This window comes from Paraburkholderia sp. BL23I1N1 (assembly GCF_003610295.1).
Lineage (GTDB): Bacteria > Pseudomonadota > Gammaproteobacteria > Burkholderiales > Burkholderiaceae > Paraburkholderia.
Genome location: NZ_RAPV01000003.1, coordinates 368160 through 388896 on the forward strand (window position 1 = coordinate 368160; position 20737 = coordinate 388896).

General features: G+C 61.8%; 17 protein-coding genes and 1 tRNA gene. 10 read left to right on the plus strand and 8 right to left on the minus strand.

The genetic code is table 11. The features are described 5' to 3' along the window. Positions 1-254 precede the first annotated feature (254 nt). The 3 genes from B0G76_RS40895 (at position 255) to B0G76_RS40905 (ending at position 2389) form a co-directional block, all read left to right on the plus strand. Positions 255-452, plus strand: coding sequence for a hypothetical protein (locus B0G76_RS40895; protein WP_120298373.1), 198 nt, complete (start codon positions 255-257; stop codon positions 450-452). Positions 453-624: 172 nt separating this feature from the next. After that, a complete protein-coding gene (locus B0G76_RS40900) occupies positions 625-1251 on the plus strand; it encodes a hypothetical protein (RefSeq protein WP_120298374.1) in 627 nt (208 codons plus the stop codon). A gap of 1 nt (position 1252) precedes the next feature. Further along, entirely contained in the window at positions 1253-2389 is a 1137-nt protein-coding gene (locus B0G76_RS40905) for a hypothetical protein (RefSeq protein ID WP_120298375.1), read from the plus strand. A gap of 163 nt (positions 2390-2552) precedes the next feature. Here the strand turns inward: B0G76_RS40905 and B0G76_RS40910 are convergent. The 3 genes from B0G76_RS40910 to B0G76_RS40920 form a co-directional block, all read right to left on the minus strand. Next, positions 2553-2642: transfer RNA gene (locus tag B0G76_RS40910), tRNA-Ser, on the minus strand. A 195-nt stretch (positions 2643-2837) separates the two neighbouring features. Beyond that, the gene (serS, locus tag B0G76_RS40915) at positions 2838-4133 is read right to left on the minus strand and encodes a serine--tRNA ligase (RefSeq protein ID WP_120298376.1); all 1296 of its coding nucleotides are present in this window, start codon (positions 4131-4133) and stop codon (positions 2838-2840) included. Positions 4134-4280: 147 nt separating this feature from the next. Then, positions 4281-5594 (minus strand): replication-associated recombination protein A, encoded by a 1314-nt coding sequence (locus B0G76_RS40920; protein ID WP_120298377.1) that lies wholly within the window; start codon positions 5592-5594, stop codon positions 4281-4283. A 224-nt stretch (positions 5595-5818) separates the two neighbouring features. Here B0G76_RS40920 and cytX point away from each other — a divergent pair, with 224 nt between their 5' ends. After that, complete coding sequence (gene cytX, locus B0G76_RS40925) at positions 5819-7135, plus strand: putative hydroxymethylpyrimidine transporter CytX (protein WP_120298378.1); 1317 nt, start codon at positions 5819-5821, stop codon at positions 7133-7135. Between the two features lie 105 nt (positions 7136-7240). On the opposite strand, the gene speB is transcribed toward cytX, so the two are convergent. Then, positions 7241-8230 (minus strand): agmatinase, encoded by a 990-nt coding sequence (gene speB, locus B0G76_RS40930; protein ID WP_120298379.1) that lies wholly within the window; start codon positions 8228-8230, stop codon positions 7241-7243. 169 nt (positions 8231-8399) lie between these two features. Here speB and B0G76_RS40935 point away from each other — a divergent pair, with 169 nt between their 5' ends. Beyond that, positions 8400-9320 carry a LysR family transcriptional regulator gene (locus B0G76_RS40935; protein WP_120298380.1) on the plus strand — a complete coding sequence of 307 codons (921 nt, stop codon included), beginning with the start codon at positions 8400-8402 and terminating at the stop codon, positions 9318-9320. An 83-nt stretch (positions 9321-9403) separates the two neighbouring features. On the opposite strand, the gene lolA is transcribed toward B0G76_RS40935, so the two are convergent. Together lolA and B0G76_RS40945 are read right to left on the minus strand one after the other, a co-directional pair. Continuing rightward, on the minus strand, positions 9404-10132 hold the full coding sequence (gene lolA / locus B0G76_RS40940) for an outer membrane lipoprotein chaperone LolA (protein WP_120298381.1): 729 nt from the start codon (positions 10130-10132) through the stop codon (positions 9404-9406). A gap of 229 nt (positions 10133-10361) precedes the next feature. Continuing rightward, a complete protein-coding gene (locus tag B0G76_RS40945) occupies positions 10362-12677 on the minus strand; it encodes a DNA translocase FtsK (protein WP_120298382.1) in 2316 nt (771 codons plus the stop codon). A 345-nt stretch (positions 12678-13022) separates the two neighbouring features. Here B0G76_RS40945 and trxB point away from each other — a divergent pair, with 345 nt between their 5' ends. The 3 genes from trxB (at position 13023) to B0G76_RS40960 (ending at position 15618) form a co-directional block, all read left to right on the plus strand. Then, positions 13023-14021, plus strand: a complete 999-nt coding sequence (trxB, locus tag B0G76_RS40950) for a thioredoxin-disulfide reductase (protein WP_120298383.1) — start codon at positions 13023-13025, stop codon at positions 14019-14021. Positions 14022-14225: 204 nt separating this feature from the next. After that, positions 14226-14984, plus strand: coding sequence for a Smr/MutS family protein (locus B0G76_RS40955; RefSeq protein WP_120298384.1), 759 nt, complete (start codon positions 14226-14228; stop codon positions 14982-14984). 13 nt (positions 14985-14997) lie between these two features. Further along, positions 14998-15618, plus strand: coding sequence for a trimeric intracellular cation channel family protein (locus tag B0G76_RS40960; protein WP_120298451.1), 621 nt, complete (start codon positions 14998-15000; stop codon positions 15616-15618). 113 nt (positions 15619-15731) lie between these two features. Here B0G76_RS40960 and fliD read toward each other — a convergent pair whose 3' ends face one another. Continuing rightward, positions 15732-17243, minus strand: a complete 1512-nt coding sequence (fliD, locus tag B0G76_RS40965) for a flagellar filament capping protein FliD (RefSeq protein WP_120298385.1) — start codon at positions 17241-17243, stop codon at positions 15732-15734. A gap of 387 nt (positions 17244-17630) precedes the next feature. Between fliD and B0G76_RS40970 the strand changes: the two genes are divergently transcribed. Next, complete coding sequence (locus B0G76_RS40970) at positions 17631-18290, plus strand: glutathione S-transferase family protein (protein ID WP_120298452.1); 660 nt, start codon at positions 17631-17633, stop codon at positions 18288-18290. Positions 18291-18401: 111 nt separating this feature from the next. Then, positions 18402-19319, plus strand: coding sequence for a LysR family transcriptional regulator (locus B0G76_RS40975; RefSeq protein WP_120298386.1), 918 nt, complete (start codon positions 18402-18404; stop codon positions 19317-19319). Positions 19320-19458: 139 nt separating this feature from the next. Here the strand turns inward: B0G76_RS40975 and B0G76_RS40980 are convergent, their stop codons facing one another. Beyond that, complete coding sequence (locus B0G76_RS40980; protein WP_120298387.1) at positions 19459-20574, minus strand: ABC transporter ATP-binding protein; 1116 nt, start codon at positions 20572-20574, stop codon at positions 19459-19461. Between the last annotated feature and the right edge of the window lie 163 nt (positions 20575-20737).

The window sequence follows — 20737 nt, forward strand, 5'->3', positions numbered from 1 at the left end:
GCGCGGCAATCTACCGGCGTTTGTTGACCATGCTGTCCGGTCCCGCAATCGTGGTCAATGCACTCGCTTCGTTGCCCCCAGCGGAATCCATCGGTTCCTGGGACCGGTTGGTCAACCGTCGCAGGCGGACATAGGCCATTCTGCGCGCTAGTGCACCCGTCTTGAAATACGCGCTCCAGACCCCAAGTGCGCTTTGCATAGCCGTTCAGACGCGCTGGCCGTTCGCCAGTAACCTGTGGGAGGACGGAAACACTATGAAAGAGCCAGGCCTCGATGGTCGTCATCGCAACGAAGACGGTCGCATTCGGCAGAAGCGCAGCGACACCGAAAACCAGAATCTGCCCAAGCCCATTCCGGGTTTTCCGCCCAAGACGACGCTCGACCAGATGCGACGGGAAACGGGAAAGACAAGCGAGAAGGGCATTCGCGACGCAGTCAAGCCGAAGAAGTAACCTCTACGGGTCGCCCTGCATGAGGCAAAGCGTTATCAACGAGGTCAGCGGTACGCGGCTTTAGTCGCGCACCCCCTTTCGTCCCCAACGCGCAATATTGCTAACTCGATGAGAAAGGGAGAGCAGGCGCATCTGAGCGGGCGAACCAATACTACGGGCGTGAGGGTAGAGTATGGAACATGAGTACTCAGTCGTCGGCGGATTAAATCGGGCAAAGATCGGGCACACCATCGGCGGCATTGCAGCAGCAGTTTCATCGATTATCGTTACTCTCTTTCTGGCATTGGTCAGGGTTGCTCAGACACTGGGCCTGGCGAAAAGCGTTCCATCGTTAATACTGTGGCCTGTCACAGCCGGTACCGTGTACGCGTTGCTCTATTGGTTTTTTGATCGGAGAGTGTGGAGGCTGCCATTTCTCGCCAGACTGCTGCGGGTTCCCGATCTCAGTGGTACCTGGAACTGCATTGGGCAATCAATCAAGGCGGACGGAAACGCCGGGGACACGTGGCAAGCTGAAATTGTTATCGTCCAGAGTTGGGACCGCGTCCGCATTCGGCTGAAAACTGCGCAGTCGGTTTCCAACAGCGTAACGGCTGCCATCGTCTATGACGAAGCGGACGGGTTCCGCCTAATGTACAACTACAGAAACGAGCCAAATATTGATCAGGCTGACCTGCCCGCCCACAGGGGATTCGCGGAACTTACGTTTGACCCGGGTTTGAAAACAGCCTTGGGAGAATACTTCAATGGTCACGGTCGCTTCACGTATGGAACGATGAAACTTACGAAAGGCGGCTAACATGGCTAAAACCATTGACGAACGACTCGCCCAGCTTGAATCCCGTCGCAGTGGCATGGACCGGCTAACCGCGTTAGCCCAAGATAGCAAGTACGAGGTGCTGGCGAAAAGCCTTGTCGAAGAGAGCTACAAGAAGCGCGCAAGGGCCATGCCTTATACCCAGTACGCGCTGGGTGCAATGCAGGAAGTGGATCAGGATTACACCCGCATTAGCCTTGAAGAAGCGACCCGAGTTGGCAAGCAGCTCAAAACGGGACTAACCTCGGCGGGGGTCGACGTCGATTTTCGGTTGCAAGGATCGGTTGCCGCGAACATCCATATTCGAGGTGTGAGTGACGTTGACTTGCTTGTCCTCAACAATGCATTCTTTACGTACGATGTCAACGGTCCTCGAAGTCGTGCCGGTCATTTTAATAGTCCGATCTCCTACACACCTTTGTCGGCGTTGCAATTCTTGCGAACGCACTCGGAAAGCATCCTTTCCGAAAAATTTCCCGCAGCGGATGTCGATGTTGACGGTGCCAAGGCGATAAAGATTTCAGGTGGGTCCCTTAGAAGGCCGGTCGACGTGGTGCCATCACATTGGCACGATAGTCGTGACTATCAAGCCTCGTTTCTAGAGCGTGACCGGGGCGTCTGCATTCTTGATAAGCGCCAGCAGCAGTCGATTCTAAATATGCCCTTTCGACACATTGATGAACTAAGGCAGCGCGACGAACTGACGCTCTTTGGATTGAAAAAATCAATTCGACTGTGCAAGCATGTGAAGGCAGACAGTGAGGAAGATTCGATCGACGGTCTCCCCAGCTTCGATATTGCTGCCGCGATGTGGCACGCCGATCTAGGCGGCCTTCTCGCCGGTTATCTACACGAGCTTGCCATTTTGGCCGAGACACAGCGCCATCTTGACGTGCTTGCGAGAAATCACGATTTCGCAAAGACACTGCTCGTGCCAGACGGTTCGCGGAGAATATTTGATAGCAACTCAAAATTGCAGGCATTAAACCAGTTGTCGATTGAGATGGACGAGCTGGCATTGCAGGTATCGAAGGAGCAAAATCCGATCTTTCTCTTCTATCAACCCTCTTGGTCTGAGGTCATTCAGACGCTGAAGTCAGCGACTGTTCCGGCCGGTTGATGTTCGGCGCAATGGGGCAAGCAGTAGCCCTGAATCATGCACGAAACGGCTAGGGCGCAGCAAACGACCGAAGATGCGCGAAATTGTTTTGATAGTCGTTTTGCGAGCTAGAAAACAAAAAACCCCGCAAGTCATTGACTTTACGGGGTTTTTTGAACAATTCTGGCGGAAAGGGTGAGATTCGAACTCACGGTACCCCTAAAGGTACACTGGATTTCGAGTCCAGCGCATTCGACCACTCTGCCACCTTTCCGGGTCTTCCGACTCACAACAACAAGGTTACCTGGCTGTTATTTCGTCAGATCCAAGCGGGTCGTTGCTTGGGAGAGAAAGATTATAGAACAGCTGAACCCGATTTCCAAGTCCCTCGTCGAAAAAATTTCAAGGAAACCTGGCAATCGGCAACGGCATCAACGGCGGGCATCAATCGCGCATCAACCCGCGTCAATCAAGCCGCCGGCACGTCCAGCCGTTCCACGCCGCCAAGGTAAGGCCGCAATGCCGCCGGCACCGTCACCGAACCATCCGCGTTCTGGAAGTTCTCCAGCACTGCCACGAGCGTGCGGCCAACGGCCAGACCCGAACCGTTCAGCGTATGCACCAGCTCCGGCTTGCCTTGCGCATTGCGGAAGCGCGCCTGCATCCGGCGAGCCTGGAACGACTCCGTGTTCGAGCAGCTCGATATCTCGCGATAGGTATTCTGCGCAGGCACCCACACTTCCAGGTCGTACGTCTTGGCAGCCGAGAAACCCATATCGCCCGTGCACAGCGTGATCACGCGGTACGGCAGTTCAAGCTTCTGCAGAATCGCCTCAGCGTGACCGACCATCTGCTCCAGCGCGTCATACGACGCTTCCGGCGCGACGATCTGCACCATTTCGACCTTGTCGAACTGATGCTGGCGGATCAGGCCGCGCGTATCGCGGCCATATGAGCCCGCTTCCGAGCGGAAGCACGGCGAATGCGCGGTCAGTTTGATCGGCAACGCGTCCGCTTCGAGGATGCTGTCGCGCACCGTGTTCGTCAGCGAAATTTCCGATGTCGAAATCAGATACTGCGTGACCGTGTTCTCGTCACCGCCCTTCTCGACGCGGAACATGTCGTCGGCGAATTTCGGCAGTTGGCCGGTGCCGTACAGAATTTCCGGATTCACGATGTACGGCGTGTACACCTCGGTGTAGCCGTGGTGCAGCGTATGTGTGTCGATCATGAACTGCGCCAACGCGCGATGCAGCCGCGCAATCTGGCCGCGCAGCAACGTGAAACGCGCGCCCGACAGTTTCGCGCCGGTCTCGAAATCGAGGCCGAGCGGCGTGCCGACGTCGACGTGGTCCTTCACCTCGAAATCGAACTGGCGCGGCGTGCCCCAGCGGCGTACTTCGACATTCCCGGTTTCATCGTTACCCATCGGCACACTTTCGTGCGCCAGGTTCGGCACGCCAAGCAGCAGGTCGGACAGACGCTTCTGGATATCGTCCAGTTTGGCCGCCGACGCCTTCATCTCGTCGCCAATTCCGCCCACTTCGGCCATCAGCGCCGACGTATCCTCGCCCCGCCCTTTCATCCCGCCGATCTGCTTCGACAGCGTGTTGCGGCGCGCCTGCATCTCTTCGGTACGGGTCTGGGTGTCGCGGCGTTCCGCTTCGAGCGCGGTAAAGGCCGCCACGTCGAGGGTATAGCCGCGGTCGGCGAGGCGCTTGGCGACGCCGTCGAGGTCTTTGCGCAGCAGCTGAATGTCGAGCATGGGATGGGGCGGAAGTTCGTTGTATGAGGGTGAGATTTTAGCGCACCGGCGCGGGCGGCCGGTGCGTTAGATGGTCAAGGCACGGTCAAGGCGTGCGCATTGGCGACACGGCATCCGAAACGGCCGCAGCAGCACATGCCAGCACGCTCAGCCCTTTTTAGGCTTGTTCTCGCTGCGCCACTGCGCGTCGAGCTCGGCGAGGCGCGCCATCTTGTCGCCGATCTTGCCTTCAAGACCGCGCGGCGTCGGCTCGTACCAATGCGGATCGCGCATGTTGTCCGGCAGATAGGTCTCGCCGGCCGCGTAGGCATCGGGTTCATCATGCGCATAGCGGTATTCGTGACCGTAGCCGAGTTCTTTCATGAGCTTGGTCGGTGCGTTACGCAGATGCACCGGCACGCCGCGCGACTGGTCCTTGCTCACGAATCGCCGTGCCTCGTTGTACGCGTTGTACCCGGCGTTCGACTTCGGCGCGACCGCCAGATACATGATCGCCTGCGCCAGCGCCAACTCGCCTTCGGGCGTGCCGAGGCGCTCATAGGTTTCGGCGGCGTCGAGCGCGATGCGGGCCGCGCGCGGATCGGCGAGGCCGATGTCTTCCCATGCCATGCGCACGATACGCCGCGCGAGATAACGCGGGTCCGCGCCGCCGTCGAGCATGCGGCAGAACCAGTAGAGCGCACCGTCCGGGCTGCTGCCGCGTACCGATTTATGCAACGCGCTGATCTGGTCGTAAAATGCGTCGCCGCCTTTGTCGAAGCGGCGCAGATTTTCCGCGAGCGCGCTGCCGAGCAAAGCGCTGTCGATTTCGGTGCTCTTTTGCTGTGCCGCCGCGCGCGCGACGATTTCCAGGTTGTTCAGTAGCTTGCGGCCGTCGCCGTCAGCGGAACCGATCAGGGCGTCGCGGGCTTCGTCGGTGAACGTGAGGCCGCCGAGTTCTTTCTGCGCGCGGTCGAGCAGTTCGCGTTGTTCTTCGTCGGTGAGGCTTTTCAGCACGTAGACGGCGGCTCGCGAGAGCAACGCACTGTTCACCTCGAACGACGGATTCTCAGTCGTCGCGCCGACGAACACGAACAGCCCCGATTCGACGTGCGGCAAGAACGCGTCCTGCTGGCTCTTGTTGAAGCGATGCACTTCGTCGACGAACACGAGCGTCTGATGCCCGTTCGCGCGATGAATCTGCGCGGTCTCGACGGCTTCGCGAATATCCTTCACGCCCGACAACACCGCCGACAACGCGATGAACTCAGCGTGAAACGCGTCGGCCATGAGCCGCGCGAGCGTGGTTTTGCCGACGCCGGGCGGGCCCCACAGGATCATCGAATGGGCTTCGCCGGATTCGAAGGCGACCCGCAGCGGCTTGTTCGGACCGAGCAGGTGCTTCTGGCCGATTACTTCGTCGATATTGCGGGGCCGCAGGCGTTCGGCGAGCGGAACATTGGCACGGGTTTCTTCAAACATGACGTTTTGGGGATAATCTCGGCTTTTCCGGACGCGGTCCGTGTGAAGGCGGCGTGCTGCCGGATGAACTAAGCCGGCACGCAAGAGTGCGGGCAACGTCCCGCATTATGACAGTGACGGCGCGCGGACGATGGCCGCACGGTGTGCCGGAGAGATTCAGGCAATACGGTTCGAACAAGATTCGCGCGCAGATTCGCAAGCAATACCCACAGGGACACGATTAGATGGCACAAGATCCACTCGCCGGCGACGCCGGCTCCACCTACGCACCGCTCACGCCGGTGCCCGACGCGCGCCGCGCATTCCGCACCGGCGACGCTTTCGCGCTCTGGTTTTCGCTCGGCATCGGCCTGCTGGTTGCGCAGGCGGGTGCGCTGCTGGTGCCAGGCCTGTCGCTGCCGCACGCGTTGCTGGCGATCGTGATCGGCAGCGTGATCGGTGTCGTCTTGCTGGCATTGGCCGGCGTGATCGGCACGGATACCGGCCTTGCGGCCATGTCGTCGCTGCGGCCGACGCTCGGCGTGCGCGGCGCATCGGTGCCGGCGGTGCTGAACGCGGTGCAACTGGTCGGCTGGGGCTCGTTCGAGGTGATCGTGATGCGCGATTCCGCCGATGCGCTCGCCAAGCAGGCCTTCGGTTTCCCGATGCCGCTGATCTGGACCGTGATCTTCGGTTTGCTCGCCACGCTGCTGGCCATTAGCGGCCCGCTGTCGTTCGTGCGCCGGTTTCTGCGCACGTGGGGCATCTGGCTGCTGCTGGCGGGCGCCGCATGGCTCTCGTGGAATCTGCTTGCCAAGCATGATCTGGCCGCGCTGATGCGCCGTCCGGGCACCGGCGAGATGTCGTTCGGCGGCGCAATCGATCTCGTGGTCGCAATGCCGCTCTCGTGGTTGCCGCTGATCGCCGACTACACGCGTTTCGGCCGACGCCCCGGCGAAACCTTCCGCGGCACGCTGCTCGGCTATGGCATTGCGAACATCTGGTTTTACGCGCTCGGCGCGATTTACGGTCTCGCGGCAGGCGGTGGCGACGCGCTGCTGACCGGCGCGCTGGCGCAAGCGGGCGGCGGCCTCGCCCTGCTGCTGATCCTGATCGACGAAGTGGACAACGCGTTCGCCGACATCCACTCGGCCGCGGTCTCGACCGGCACGTTCTGGACGCGCGGCAGCGTGCCGTTGTTGTCGGCGGCGTTTGGCGCGCTGTGCACGGCGATCGCCTTGCTCGTGCCGATGGCGAAGTATCAGAACTTCCTGCTGTTGATCGGCTCCGTATTCGCGCCGCTATTCGGCGTGGTGCTGGTGGATCACTTCGTCGTGCGCAAGCGTCGCATTGAAGCCGCCGTACTCGCCGACGTTCGCGGCCGTTACGGCTTCTCGGGCGGCTGGCATCTGAGCGCGTTCGCCTCGTGGGCAATCGGGATTGTGTCATATCAGGTGATCAATCAATGGCTGCCGAATCTGGGCGCCACGTTGCCCGCTCTGGCGATCGGCGCGGTGTGTTATCTGGCGCTGGTGTCGGTTCGGAAAACTGCTTACGCCTGAGTCGCGCAAGTATCCTCGTCATACAGAAAAGGCCTGCAAATGCAGGCCTTTTCTCTTCATGCGCCGTCAGCCTTGGTCAGTCCACCGCGCAGTCCAACACGCAACTCAACGCGTCGATGCCCGATACTCGACACCCGGCAACACGCACAGCAATTCGAACGCGAGATTCGCGCCGAGCAGCGCGGTCGTGCCGAACGGATCGTACGGCGGCGCAACCTCAACCAGATCGCAGCCGACGATGTTCAAGCCATGCGAGCCACGAATGATTTCCAGCGCCTGCGGCACCGTCAAGCCAGCGATTTCCGGCGTGCCCGTACCCGGCGCGAAGGCTGGATCGATACCGTCGATATCGAACGTGATGTACACCGGACCGTCGCCCATGCGTTCACGCACGCGCGCCATCAGCGGCGCGAGCGACTGGTTCCAGCATGCTTCGGCCTGCACGACTTCAAAGCCCTGATCGCGGCACCAGTCGAAATCTTCCGCCGCGTAACCCGTGCCGCGCAAACCGATCTGCACGACGCGGTCGCAATCGAGCAAGCCTTCTTCCACCGCGCGGCGGAACGGCGTGCCGTGCGCGATCTTTTCGCCCATCATCGTGTCGTTGACGTCGGCGTGCGCGTCCACGTGAATCAGGCCGACCTTGCCGTGCTTGCGATGAATCGCGCGCAGGATCGGCAGCGCGATCGTGTGGTCGCCGCCCAATGTGATCGGCTTGCAGTTGTGCTGGAGGATTTCGTCGTAAGCGGTTTCGATGCGCGCGATCGAATCGTGCAGGTTGTACGGATTGATCGCCACGTCGCCGAGATCGGCCACGCGCAGCGAATCGAACGGCGCGGCGCGGGTCGCCATGTTGTACGGGCGCAGCAACACCGATTCGCTGCGGATCTGGCGCGGCCCAAAGCGCGCGCCGGTGCGGTTCGAGGTGCCGAGATCGAACGGCACGCCGACGAAGCAGGCGTCGAACCCTTCGGCCGAGCCGACGTTCGGCAGCCGCATCATCGTCGCAATGCCGCCGCAGCGGGGCATGGCGTTGCCGGACAGCGGTTGCGGCCGTTCACCGGCTTCGGGGGAAATGAAGGAAGAGGTATTCATCGTGTCTCGGCAATGAAAAGGGGGCAGTAAGCAAAATCGTGCAACCGGCCGAGGAATCAATAAAAAAGCGCACCTTGCCGGGCGAGTCTCGATTCTTGAGCAGTTTCCTTCAAGTTAAAATACGAACAGAATAAACTTCACATTGATTCGTAGCGATGTATCCTGACGCATGTTCTCCCAACTCACCGATCTCGACCTGCGGCTGATCCGCGTCTTCCTCGCCATTGTCGACGCAGGCGGCGTTTCGCCGGCTCAGGCCACGCTCAACGTCGGCCAGTCGACCATCAGCACGCAACTCGCCACGCTGGAAACGCGCCTCGGCTACCGGCTGTGCGAGCGCGGCCGCGGCGGCTTCAGTCTAACCGCGCGCGGCGAGCAATTCATCGACGCGGCGCGCGCCCTGCTGTCCGCCGTCGATACCTTCGGCATGCAGGCGCGCAATGTCGGCCGCAAGCTGGTCGGCACGCTCGATATCGGCATGATCGGCCACACGCCGGTGTCGGCGAGCGCACGCATCAGCGACGCGATCGGCCGGTTTCGGGCACGCGATCAATCGGTACGATTTTCGATTCTGGTGCGCTCGCCTGGCGAGCTCGAAGAACTGCTGTTGAACGGCCGGATTCAGATCGGCATCGGCTATTTCTGGCATCGCGTGCCGTCGCTCGAATACACCGAGGTGTTCGCCGAAGATCAGTTCGCGTATTGCGCCAAGGGGCATCCGCTGTTCGCTTCAGCCGGCGAGGTGTCGCCCGCCGAAGCCGCGGCTCACGAATGGGCGTGGCGCAGCTATCCGCTCCCTGAAGCCGAAAGTTCGACCACGCCGCAGAACGTGACCGCCGTCGCCGACAACATGGAAGCGGTCGCGATGCTGGTGCTGTCAGGGCATCATCTCGGCTATCTGCCGGGGCATTTCGCGGCGCCGTTCGTGAAGCAGGGCTTGCTGGCCGCGTTGAATCCCGCACAGATGCGTTACCGCGTGGCATTTCATATGGTCACGCGCGCGCGGCAGCATCGAACGGATATTGTCGAAGCGTTTATCGACGACATGAAGGCCGCGCATCCGGTGCAGGTGCTGGAAGTGGATGAGTAGCGGTTCGGCGTTGCACGCGCCGCCAAAAGAAAAGCCGCGCAATTGCTGCGCGGCTTTTTCATTCCAGAGGCAAGCTGGGCAGCTTATCCGTTGATCACGTCCGCGCCCTTCGGCACCGTGAACTTGAACGCATCGGCCGGTAGCGACGGGTTCTTCTGAATGTTCGAGAAGGTCAGCAACGTCACGTTGCCGAACACGTCGTGCAGTTCCATCGCTTCAAGATTGCCGTCCTTGAAGCCGATGCCGACGCGCTGAAACTGCGTGTCTTTCGCTTTCGGCGTGAGTTCAAGCCAGTCGATGCCGGCCTTCACGCCCGCATCGCGCAACGTGAAGTTCTTGTCCAGATCGTTGCTGCCGAACAGGATCGCCGCCGGGCTCGCGCCGAGGGCGCCGCCGAGACTGCGCACCGTTACCTGGTTCAGATCCTTGTCGTACACGTAGAGCTTGTCGCCGTCGGCTTGCAGCAGTTGTGCGTAGGGCTTCTCGTATTGCCAGATGAACTTGCCGGGACGCGCGAACGTGAACGTGCCGCTCGATGTGCCGGTCTTGCCACCCGTGGACAGCACGCCGCTCGCGCCCTGTGCCTTGCTCGGCGCGCGCACTTCCTGCTGCACAAAGGTACCGCGCGCGGAATGCACCTGCGCGACGAACGCCTTCAGTTGCTCGGTGCCGCTCGCGAATGCCTGCGACGCGACGAGCATCGACGCACCGATCGCCACGCTACCGACGCCACGTGCGATCGTGCGAGCGAGTTGGCCGAAACGGCGGGATTGAGCACTCTGTCGGGCGTGCTGCTGCGCGAATAGTTGCATGGTGTTTTTCTCCCTTGATTGAATTTGTTGAACGGTCGTGGCGGCGGGCTTTGAAGGCTGCGGCCGGGGACCGTGGCGGCTAGCTTGAACCGCACAACCGAGGGAGGAGCCCTCGGCCTTGGGTTACAGCTTAAGCAAGAAGCCTTAAGCGGGGCTTATAGCGGAACTCTTAGGCCGGGTTGATAAGCGGTGCTTGCGGCCGATTCAGTGGCATCGCCGCAAGAACCGCCTATTCCGCTTCCCGCGCTGGCGCAAGAATTTCGCGATTGCCGTTCGACGACATCGCCGACACCACGCCCGAGTTCTCCATCTGCTCGAGCAAACGCGCCGCGCGGTTATAGCCGATCCGCAAATGCCGCTGCACCAGCGAGATCGACGCGCGGCGGTTCTTCAGCACCACGTCGACCGCCTGGTCGTATAACGGGTCCGATTCGCCGTCGCCCGAGCCGGTTCCGCCGGCGCCCGCGGAGCCTTCGTCGCCCTCGCCCGTTACGCCGCCTTCGAGAATGCCCTCGATGTAGTTCGGCTCGCCCTGCTCCTTGAGCTTGTCGACCACGCGATGCACTTCTTCGTCCGACACGAACGCGCCGTGCACACGCACCGGCAAGCCGCTGCCCGGCGGCAGGTACAGCATGTCACCCATGCCGAGCAGCGATTCCGCGCCTTGCTGATCGAGAATCGTGCGCGAGTCGATCTTCGACGACACCTGGAACGCCATGCGCGTCGGCACGTTGGCCTTGATCAGGCCGGTAATCACGTCGACCGACGGACGCTGCGTTGCCAGAATCAGATGGATGCCGGCCGCGCGCGCCTTCTGTGCGATCCGCGCGATCAGTTCTTCGACCTTCTTGCCGACCACCATCATCAGGTCGGCCAATTCGTCGATCACGACGACGATGTTCGGCAGGCGCGCGAGCGGTTCCGGATCGTCCGGCGTCAGGCTGAACGGATTCGGCAGCTTTTCTTCGCGCTTCGTGGCTTCGTCGATCTTGTTGTTGTAGCCGGCGAGGTTACGCACGCCGAGCTTGCTCATCAGCTTGTAGCGGCGCTCCATTTCGGCCACCGCCCAGTTCAGCGCGTGACCCGCCTGGCGCATGTCCGTCACCACCGGACACAACAGATGCGGAATGCCCTCGTAGACGCTCATTTCCAGCATCTTCGGATCGATCAGGATCATGCGGACCTGGTCGGCGCTCGCCTTGTAGAGCAGCGACAGGATCATCGCGTTGATACCCACCGACTTGCCCGAACCGGTCGTACCGGCCACCAGCAAGTGGGGCATTTTCGCGAGGTCGGCGCATACCGGCTTGCCGCCGATGTCCTTGCCAAGGCCCATGGTGAGAGGCGAAGCCGCATCCGCATAAACCGCCGAGCCGAGAATCTCCGAGAGACTCACGGTTTGACGGCGCTGGTTCGGCAACTCCAGCGCCATAAAATTCTTGCCGGGAATCGTCTCGACCACGCGAATCGACACCAGCGACAGCGAACGCGCGAGGTCTTTCGCGAGACCAACGATCTGGCTGCCCTTCACACCGGTGGCCGGCTCGATTTCGTAACGCGTGACGACCGGGCCCGGATACGCGGCGACCACACTCACTTCGACGCCGAAGTCCTTGAGCTTTTTCTCGATCAGGCGCGAGGTGAATTCGAGCGTATCGGCGGAAATGGTTTCCTGCGCGGCCGGCGCTGCGTCGAGCAGCGAGATCGGCGGCAAGGTGGAGTCGCCCGGCAGATCGGTGAAAAGCGGCACTTGCCGCTCTTTCTCGACGCGCTCCGATTTGGCGGGCGTGACGATCGGCGGCACGATCATGACCGGCTCGTGCTCCTCGATCCGCACGCGACCCTTTTCGACCTTGCCTTCGCGCTTCACGGCGGCGGCTTCGCCCAATTTGCGGTCGCGACCGGCCTCGCGGCGCAGTTTGGCGAACGTGACCGCCGAAATGATCGATTCACCGACCTTTTCCGACACCGACAGCCACGAAAATCGGAAATACAGCGACAAACCGATGCCCAGCACGATCAGCAGCGCCAAGGTGCCGCCCGTAAAGCCCAGCGCATGCGAAATACCGCGCGCAACCGCTTCGCCGATCACGCCGCCCGGCGCGCGTGGCAATTGCACTTTCAGCGACCACATGCGCAACGCCTCGATACCGTCGCACGCGAGCAACACCAGCATGAACGCGAACGCGTCCGCGAGCCAGCCGGCATCGCGCGGCGCATCTTCAGGCACTGTCTCGTGACGGGTGATGCGGCGGTAATTGGCGGAGATATGGCGGCCAAGCAGCACGATCCACCAATAGGCGGACAGGCCGAACAGCAGTAGCAGGATGTCGGACGTCCACGCGCCGACGCGGCCCGCCCAGTTGGCGATGTGGTCGACCTGCGCGGCATGCGTCCAGCTCGGATCGTGCCGGCTGTAGCTGACGAGCGCCATGAGCAGGAACACGCCGAGCGCGACCTGCAAGATCCAGCGGATTTCGGTGAAGAGGCGCGACATGCGGTGCGGCAATGCCTGCGCGCTCGCGGAATAGGGAGCTTTTGCCATTGATCCTGTTGCTTGTGTGGCCGATCTGCCGCCAGATTTGCGGCCCGAAGCGCCCCTTGGAGCGGCTCCGGACCCGGTCCCGGCTGCCGGGTCCATCGATGCGGCCTATTGTAAACGCAGTGCCTCACGCGAGGCTGTAAATGACGGTAACTTAGCCGATTGGCCTCACGAAACTCGCGAAAGGCCGCCGGAGCCCGCGGCAACGCTATCGCCGCGATCGGAAAGCTTCATGGAGCAGGCCGGCGTGCCGCCCTTTATAATGCCGCTCTGATACCCATCTATAGTTTCAGCTCAAGTCGCGCGGCCTCGCATGGGCGAGCCGGGCGCCGTAAAAGGATTTCGATCATGCCCGCAACTTCCACGAAACACGCCAAGGTTCTGATTCTCGGTTCCGGTCCCGCCGGCTACACGGCAGCGGTCTACGCGGCACGCGCCAACTTGTCGCCGGTGCTCGTCACGGGCCTCGCCCAAGGCGGCCAGCTGATGACCACGACCGACGTCGAAAACTGGCCTGCCGACGCCCATGGCGTGCAAGGCCCGGAACTGATGGGGCGCTTCCTGGAACACGCCGAGCGCTTCAACACGGAAATCATTTTCGACCACATCCATACGGCCAAGCTGGATGAGAAGCCGATTCGCCTGATCGGCGATTCGGGCGAATACACCTGCGACTCGCTGATCATCTCGACCGGCGCATCGGCGCAGTATCTCGGCCTGCCGTCTGAAGAAGCGTTCATGGGCAAGGGTGTGTCGGCTTGCGCCACCTGCGACGGCTTCTTCTACAAGCAACAACATGTGGCCGTGATCGGCGGCGGCAATACCGCGGTCGAGGAAGCCCTCTATCTCGCCGGCATCGCCAAGAAGGTCACGGTGATCCATCGCCGCGACAAGTTCCGTGCCGAACCGATCCTGATCGACCGTCTGCTGGCGAAGGAAAAGGAAGGCGTGGTCGAGATCAAGTGGAACAGCACGCTCGAGGAAGTGACCGGCGACCAGACCGGCGTGACCGGCCTGCGTATCAAGAATACGAAAAACGGTGATACGACGGACATCGCGCTGCAAGGCCTCTTCGTCGCGATCGGCCACAAGCCGAACACGGACATTTTCGAAGGTCAGCTGGAGATGAAGAACGGCTACATCATCACCAAAGGCGGTCTGAACGGTTTCGCAACGGCAACCAGCGTGCCGGGCGTGTTCGCGGCGGGCGACGTGCAGGATCATGTCTATCGTCAGGCGATCACCAGCGCGGGCACGGGCTGTATGGCCGCGCTCGACGCGCAGCGTTACCTGGAAAGCATTGAAGATATCGGCGAGCACGTAATGAGCGCCGAAGCCGACCGCTGATCTGCGACCGCATCTGCAACCGCATCTGCAACCGCATCTGCAACCGCATCTGCAACAATAAGCATGACGGTAAAATGGCGGCTGGGCATGGCCCGGCCGCTTGCTTGAAAGAAGGCCGCGGCTGAGAAGCTGGCGGCCTTTTTTGCGTCGTGGCGCGTGTCGTCTGCGTCGCGCGATCGATCTACTTTTCTGTGTATTGCCAATATGCCGAAGAATCAGCCCCACCCCAGCGAACCGAAGCGCGTCCGTGCCGTTGCCCGGCCCGCGCCCGAGCCGGCCGCACCCGCCGTCAAACCGAAGATCGAACCGGCCGCAGGCCTGGCCGGCCTCGGCGCGCTGCGCGATACGTTAAAGGGCGAGACGCAACGGCGTGAACGCGAACGCGCGGCAGCGGCGGTAGCGCAGCGCGAAGCGTCGGCGGATGCCGATCTGTTTCGCCGCGAGATCGGCGCCGTCGCGCCGCTGGCGGTCCCGCCGCGCGCCAGCTTGGCGCGCAATCCGCCGTCGCCGCTGCCGGTGCAAACCAGACTCGACGAAGAAGCCGTGCTGCACGAAGCGATCTCCGACGAATTCGATCCCGAGGTCCTGCTCGAAACCGACGAAACGCTGTCCTATTGCCGGCCCGGCGTGAGTCAGGAAGTCGTGCGAAAACTGCGTCGTGGCGATTGGATCGTGCAGGCGCAAATCGATCTGCACGGGATGCGTCGCGAGGAAGCGCGCGAGGCGTTGGCCGAGTTCATCCGCGAGTCGGTGAAACGCGGCCTGCGGTGTTTGCGCGTGATTCACGGCAAGGGCCTTGGGTCGATCGGTAAAGAACCTGTATTGAAGGGCAAAGTGCGCGCGTGGCTCGTGCAGAAGTCCGAGGTGATCGCGTTCTGTCAGGCGCGCCCGCATGACGGCGGCGCGGGTGCGGTGGTCGTGCTGTTGCAGCCGGGCGTCGTGACGGCTTCCCCCAAGTCCTGACGGAGCACCGGTGATCCATCCGAGGCTGACGCTGGCGCTGACCATCATGGAGGCGCTGGCTATTTTCGCGTACGCGATTTCCGGGTTTATCGAAGCCAGAACCCGACGGCTCGATGCGGTGGGCACCTTCCTCGTGGCGATCGCGACGGCCTTCGGCGGCGGCACGTTGCGCGACGTGCTGCTCGAGCGGCGGCCCTTCTACTGGGTCGAGCATCAGGCTTATCTGATCGCGATCTTCGTGATGTCGCTGTTTGCGCCGACCCTGTTGAAGATGACGTCGCGCCTGCTCTCCGAACGGGTCTTGCTGGTGGCCGATGCCGTGGGACTCGGCCTGTTCAGCATTGCCGGCACGTCGATCGCGCACGACGCGCAGATGCCGTGGTTCACGTCAGTGATGATGGGCGTGTTGACAGGTGTATTCGGTGGCGTGATTCGCGACGTGCTGTGCAACGAGGTGCCGCTGATCTTGCGCGATTCGCGACCGTACGCGACCTGCGCTTTTGTGGGGTGCTGGCTGTACGTGCTGCTGGACTACGTGAACGTCGATACGGTGTACAGCGTGTTGATCGCCACCGCCTTTATCCTGCTCGCAAGACTGGTGACGTTCAGATTCAACGTGCGCTTGCCTCATTAAGCTTGCCTCAGTGGGCTTGTTCAACTGAGCTCGCTTTACCAAGGCCGCCTCGCCAAATAAAAAAAGCGCGCCGCCCGAAACCAGGCGGCGCGCTTTCTTTTAGCGAAACAGCCTTACTTGTTGGTGGCTAACGCCCCCGCACTCTTCGAGCCGCCAAACAGTGCCGTCAGATACTGCGAGTTGTTGTTCATCGTCGCCATCAGCGTATTGAGCGCGGTGAACTGGTTCTGATACTGCTTCGTCAACTGCGCGCTGTAATTGGCGAGCGTGGCCTGCTGCGTCGTGATGCTCTTCAGATCGGCATTCAGCGCCGAACTGCGGGTGTCGATAATGCCGCCCGTCTTCACGAAATCCGTAATGCTCCTGTTCAGCTTGGCGCCAATGCCGTTGGTCGAGTTGAACAACGTGGCGACCTGCGCCGGGCTGCTGGTGAGCGATGTGCTCAGCTTCTTGCTGTCGATAACCAGTGTGCCGTCCGCCGGATCGCCCTTCAGCGTAATGCCGATTGAAGCGAGACCGACCGTTGACGTTCCGGCGCCGACGCCACCGCCGACGATCGACGCCAACGTATTCTTGATCGTCATCAGCGTCGAATCGCCGAGCAGCGCGCCGCCGGTCTTCGACGACTTGTCGTACGAGGACAGCGAGTTGACGGTCGTGACGACGGTGTTGTAGAGATTGGCGAAGTTGGTGATGGCCGTGCTCTGCGCGGTCGTGTCCGGCGCGATCGTCAGCGTCTGCGTGGTGCCGACCGCGGCGCTCGACAGATTCAGCGTGACGCCGGAAATCGCCGATGCGACCGCGTTCGTGGAACTGCTCGCTGCAATCCCGCCGATGGTGAATAGCGCGTCCTGAGCGGCTTCGCTTTGCCGCCAGGCCTTGTTGGTATCCGATGAGACGATCGTGGACGCCGTCCCGTTCGCACCTGGCGTGGACGTCACGCCGAGACTCGACAGGCCCGCGTCGTTCTGAACATTGCTCGCGGACACGTTGATGGTGTTGGCCGCGCCGGTGGTCGTGGAGCGCAGCACCAGGTGAGCGCCGCCCGTGCCGGTCACGATCGTGGCGGTCACGCCCGGGTTGTTACCCGCTTTGTTGATTGCGTTGGCGATACCGCTCAACGTGTTGTTGGCGCCGTCGACCGTGACATCCATCGACTTGCCGCCGACCGCGATAGTCAGCTTGCCGGTGCCCAATTTGGCGGTGGCGTCGAACGCCGAGGACGACAAACTCTGCGACGCGGCGATTTGCGTGACGTCGATCGCGTAGCTGCCGGCGACCGCGCCGGGACCGGCCTTCGGGTCGATGCCTTTGCCGCTCGCGGTGGCGCCGAAGGTCGACAGCGTGGTGCCGTCGGAGAGATTCTTGATCGCCGCCTGCAAGGCATTTAGCGCGGAGCTCAAGGCGCCATAAGCGGACAGGACGGTGGTGTCGCTCGTCTGTTTGGCCTTTAGTGCCGCCGTCTGGCCGGCCGTCTTCGCATTCACGAGCGCCGACACCAGCGACGCCACGTCCATGGTCGAGTTGCCGGTGGAACCGCTGATAATCGATTGCGCCGCCTGCTGCAATTGACTCTGCGCGTCCGAGGTCGCGCTATTCACAGACGTAGTCGTGATCGTTGACATGCAAAGGCTCCGTGCGTCGAATTATTCGTTATTCATTGCGTGACGCCCCGGTGGTCATTCTTATTACGGCGACAACCCGGTTACGTCGTGGTCACGTCGGTTTTCTTACAAATTTTTCAAATGTTACACCATGTTTCTTTGAAAGTTTGTGACGTTTTGTCGTAACAAATCACGGCGCATAAGCTTTTGTAGCGTCGGGGCTTCTCCCCGAAAACGGCTGACCATCTGTCTTCCGCCAGAATTTTTGCGGCTGCCGGTTGGTGCGGGGTTGTTGCGAAGTTGTCGCGAAGTTGTCGATTCTTCCCGCCTTCGTTCGTCGTCAGGTAAACGGCCCGTGCGGCCGTCATCGCGCCACAGCGCTCCTCGCAACCGCCCCAGGTGACCACGATGACCTTGAAGCTCTACGCCCACCCCTTCTCCTCGTACTGCCAGAAGGTGCTGACCGCGCTTTACGAGAACGGCACGCCGTTCGAACTGCGTCTCCTGTCGCACGACGACGCGCAGGTCATGGCGGAATTCGCCGCGCTGTGGCCGATCAAGCGCTTTCCTGTGCTCGTTGACGGCAGCCGGACCGTGACGGAGGCGAGCATCATCATCGAATATCTCGGCCTGTATCACCCAGGACCGGCGCCGCTCCTGCCGACCGATCCCCGCGCCGCGCTGGAAGTGCGCAGCATGGATCGCTTCTTCGACAATTACATCTCCACGCCGCAGCAAAAGATCGTGTACGACAGCCTGCGCCCCGAGCAGGAGCGCGATCCGCGCGCCGTGGCCGACGCCCGCGACATGCTCGACACCGCCTACGGCTGGCTCGACAAGGTGATGGCCGGGCGCGAATGGGCGGCCGGCGATACGTTCAGCCTCGCCGATTGCGGCGCGGCGCCGTTCCTGTTCTATGCCGACTGGACGCACCGCATCGGCCCTGCTTTCGAGCACGTGCTCGCCTACCGGAAGCGGCTGCTGGCCCGGCCATCGTACGCCCGCGCGGTCGACGAAGCGCGCCCGTACCGCCCGCTGTTCCCGCTCGGCGCGCCCGAGCGCGATTGATCCTACGAACCCACACGGACTCAACATCACCGCGCGAGCGCGCCAACACTATTTTCAAGCGATACACTTCTGTTCGAAACCCACTTCAGCCCATCACTCATAAGGCAAAACATGGACCGTTTCGAAGCGATGGAGATATTTACGCGTGTGGTCGAAGCGAACAGCTTCACCAAAGTATCCGAGTCGCTCGACCTGCCCCGCGCCAAAGTCAGCCGCACCATTCAGGCTCTGGAAGAGCATGTCGGTGTGCGGCTCCTGAACCGTTCGACGCGGCAAGTCAGCGTGACCGAAGACGGCGCGCTGTTCTACGACCGTTGCGTGCGTATCCTCGCGGAAGTCACCGATGCCGAATCGTCGCTGTCGAACAAGCGCGAGCATCCGAGCGGCACGATTCGCGTCGATACCTCCGGCACGCTCGCCCGTGCGCTGCTGCTGCCCGCGCTCGACGATTTCTACCGGCAATACCCCGAGATCGACGTTCGGCTCGGCCTGGCGGACCGCAATATCGATCTGATCCAGGACGGCGTGGATTGTGTGATCCGCATGGGTACGCCGGAAGAGTCGAGTCTCGTCGCGCGACGCATCGGCGACGCGCGGATCGTGACCTGCGCGTCGCCGGCCTATCTGGAGAAATTCGGCACGCCGACCACGCTCGACGAACTCAGCGAACACCGCGCAGTCAACTACGTTTCCGCGCGCAGCGGCAAGACCTTTCCATTCGAGTACCAGGTGGACGGCGAGATCGTCAAGGTCACATTGAAGAGCGTGCTCGCGGTCAACGACGGCAGCGTCTACATCGGCGCGGCTGCGCTCGGCCACGGCATCATCCAGCCGTCGCGCTTCATGGTCGCGGATCTGATCGCGCAAGGCGCGCTCAGGGAAATCCTCACGACCTACACGAGCCCTGGCGCGCCGCTGTCGATTTTGTATGCGCATCGCCGCAATCTGAGTTCACGGCTTCGCGCCTTCACCGAGTGGGTCACCGAACTGGCGCGAAACAATCCGGATCTGCGCATCACGGACGGTTGACACCACGGCGCGGGAGCGCTGTGTTCATGTTCCGGCTCTGAAGCAAGCGGTACCCGGTAAACGAAGAAGGCCCCATGCGTCTCACAACGCATGGGGCCTTCTTCATCTTCAACGCGAATCGCCCGGCGAATTAGCCGCCTCAAGCAATCCGTTCTTCATTGGACGGATCGAACAACACCGCCTTCGATGCGTCGAACAACAGCGTCGCATTCGTCAGCGGCTGCGGGTTCGAAGCCGGGTGCACACGGCTCACAATGCGCTTGCCGTTGACCTGCGCGAACACCAGCGTGTCCGGTCCGGTCGGCTCGATCACGTCGACCTTCACGTCGATCGACTGCAGCTTCGCGTGGTCACCATGCGCGCCGCGTGCGTCCGTGATCCGCTCAGGGCGCAGGCCGAGAATCACGTCGCGCCCAACGTGCGACTTCACCTTCGCCGACTCGAACGGCAGGTTCAACACATTGCGCGCGGCGCCCGTATCCAGCTCGATGCCGACGCCCGAACCCTGCTCCACCAGCTTGCCCTGGATGAAGTTCATCGGCGGCGCGCCGATGAAGCCTGCCACGAACAGATTAGCCGGCGAGTCGTAGATTTCCTGCGGCGCACCGAACTGCTGGACGATGCCGTCTTTCATCACCGCGATGCGGTCGCCGAGCGTCATGGCTTCGATCTGATCGTGCGTCACGTACACGATCGTCGTGCCGAGGCGTTGATGCAGCAACTTGATTTCCGAACGCATCTCGATACGCAGTTTCGCGTCGAGGTTCGACAGCGGTTCGTCGAACAGGAACATCACCGGATCGCGTGCGAGCGCACGGCCCATGGCCACGCGCTGACGCTGACCACCGGAGAGCTGACCCGGCTTGCGGTCCAGCAGGTGCGTGATCTGCAGCGTATTCGACACGCGATCGACGATCTGCGCCTGCTCCTGCTTCGGCACCTTGCGGATGTTCAGACCGAACGAGATGTTCTCGCGCACCGTCATCGACGGATACAGCGCGTACGACTGGAACACCATCGCGATGTCGCGATCTTTCGGCGAGAGGTTGTTCACCGTCTTGCCGTCGATCTGAATCTCGCCCTTGGTCACGGTTTCGAGGCCGGCGATCATGTTGAGCAGCGTCGATTTCCCGCAGCCCGAGCCGCCGACGAGAATCAGGAACTGGCCGTCTTCGATGTCGATGTTGACACCCTTCAGAACCGGCACCCCGTTCGGGTAAGTCTTGTACACGTCACGGATGGAAAGGCTTGCCATGCTGTGAATCCTCTTGTCTCTGGTGCAACTTGGAAGCGCCCCCGAACCTGGCTCTTCGCGCCAGGCCCCCCCGAGGGGGGCTGAGAAAACTTGGGGCGGCCCGGCGTTTTCTCAGGAGCGTCTTGTCGGATGACGGCGGCGCACTATCGAAGACGCCCCGCCG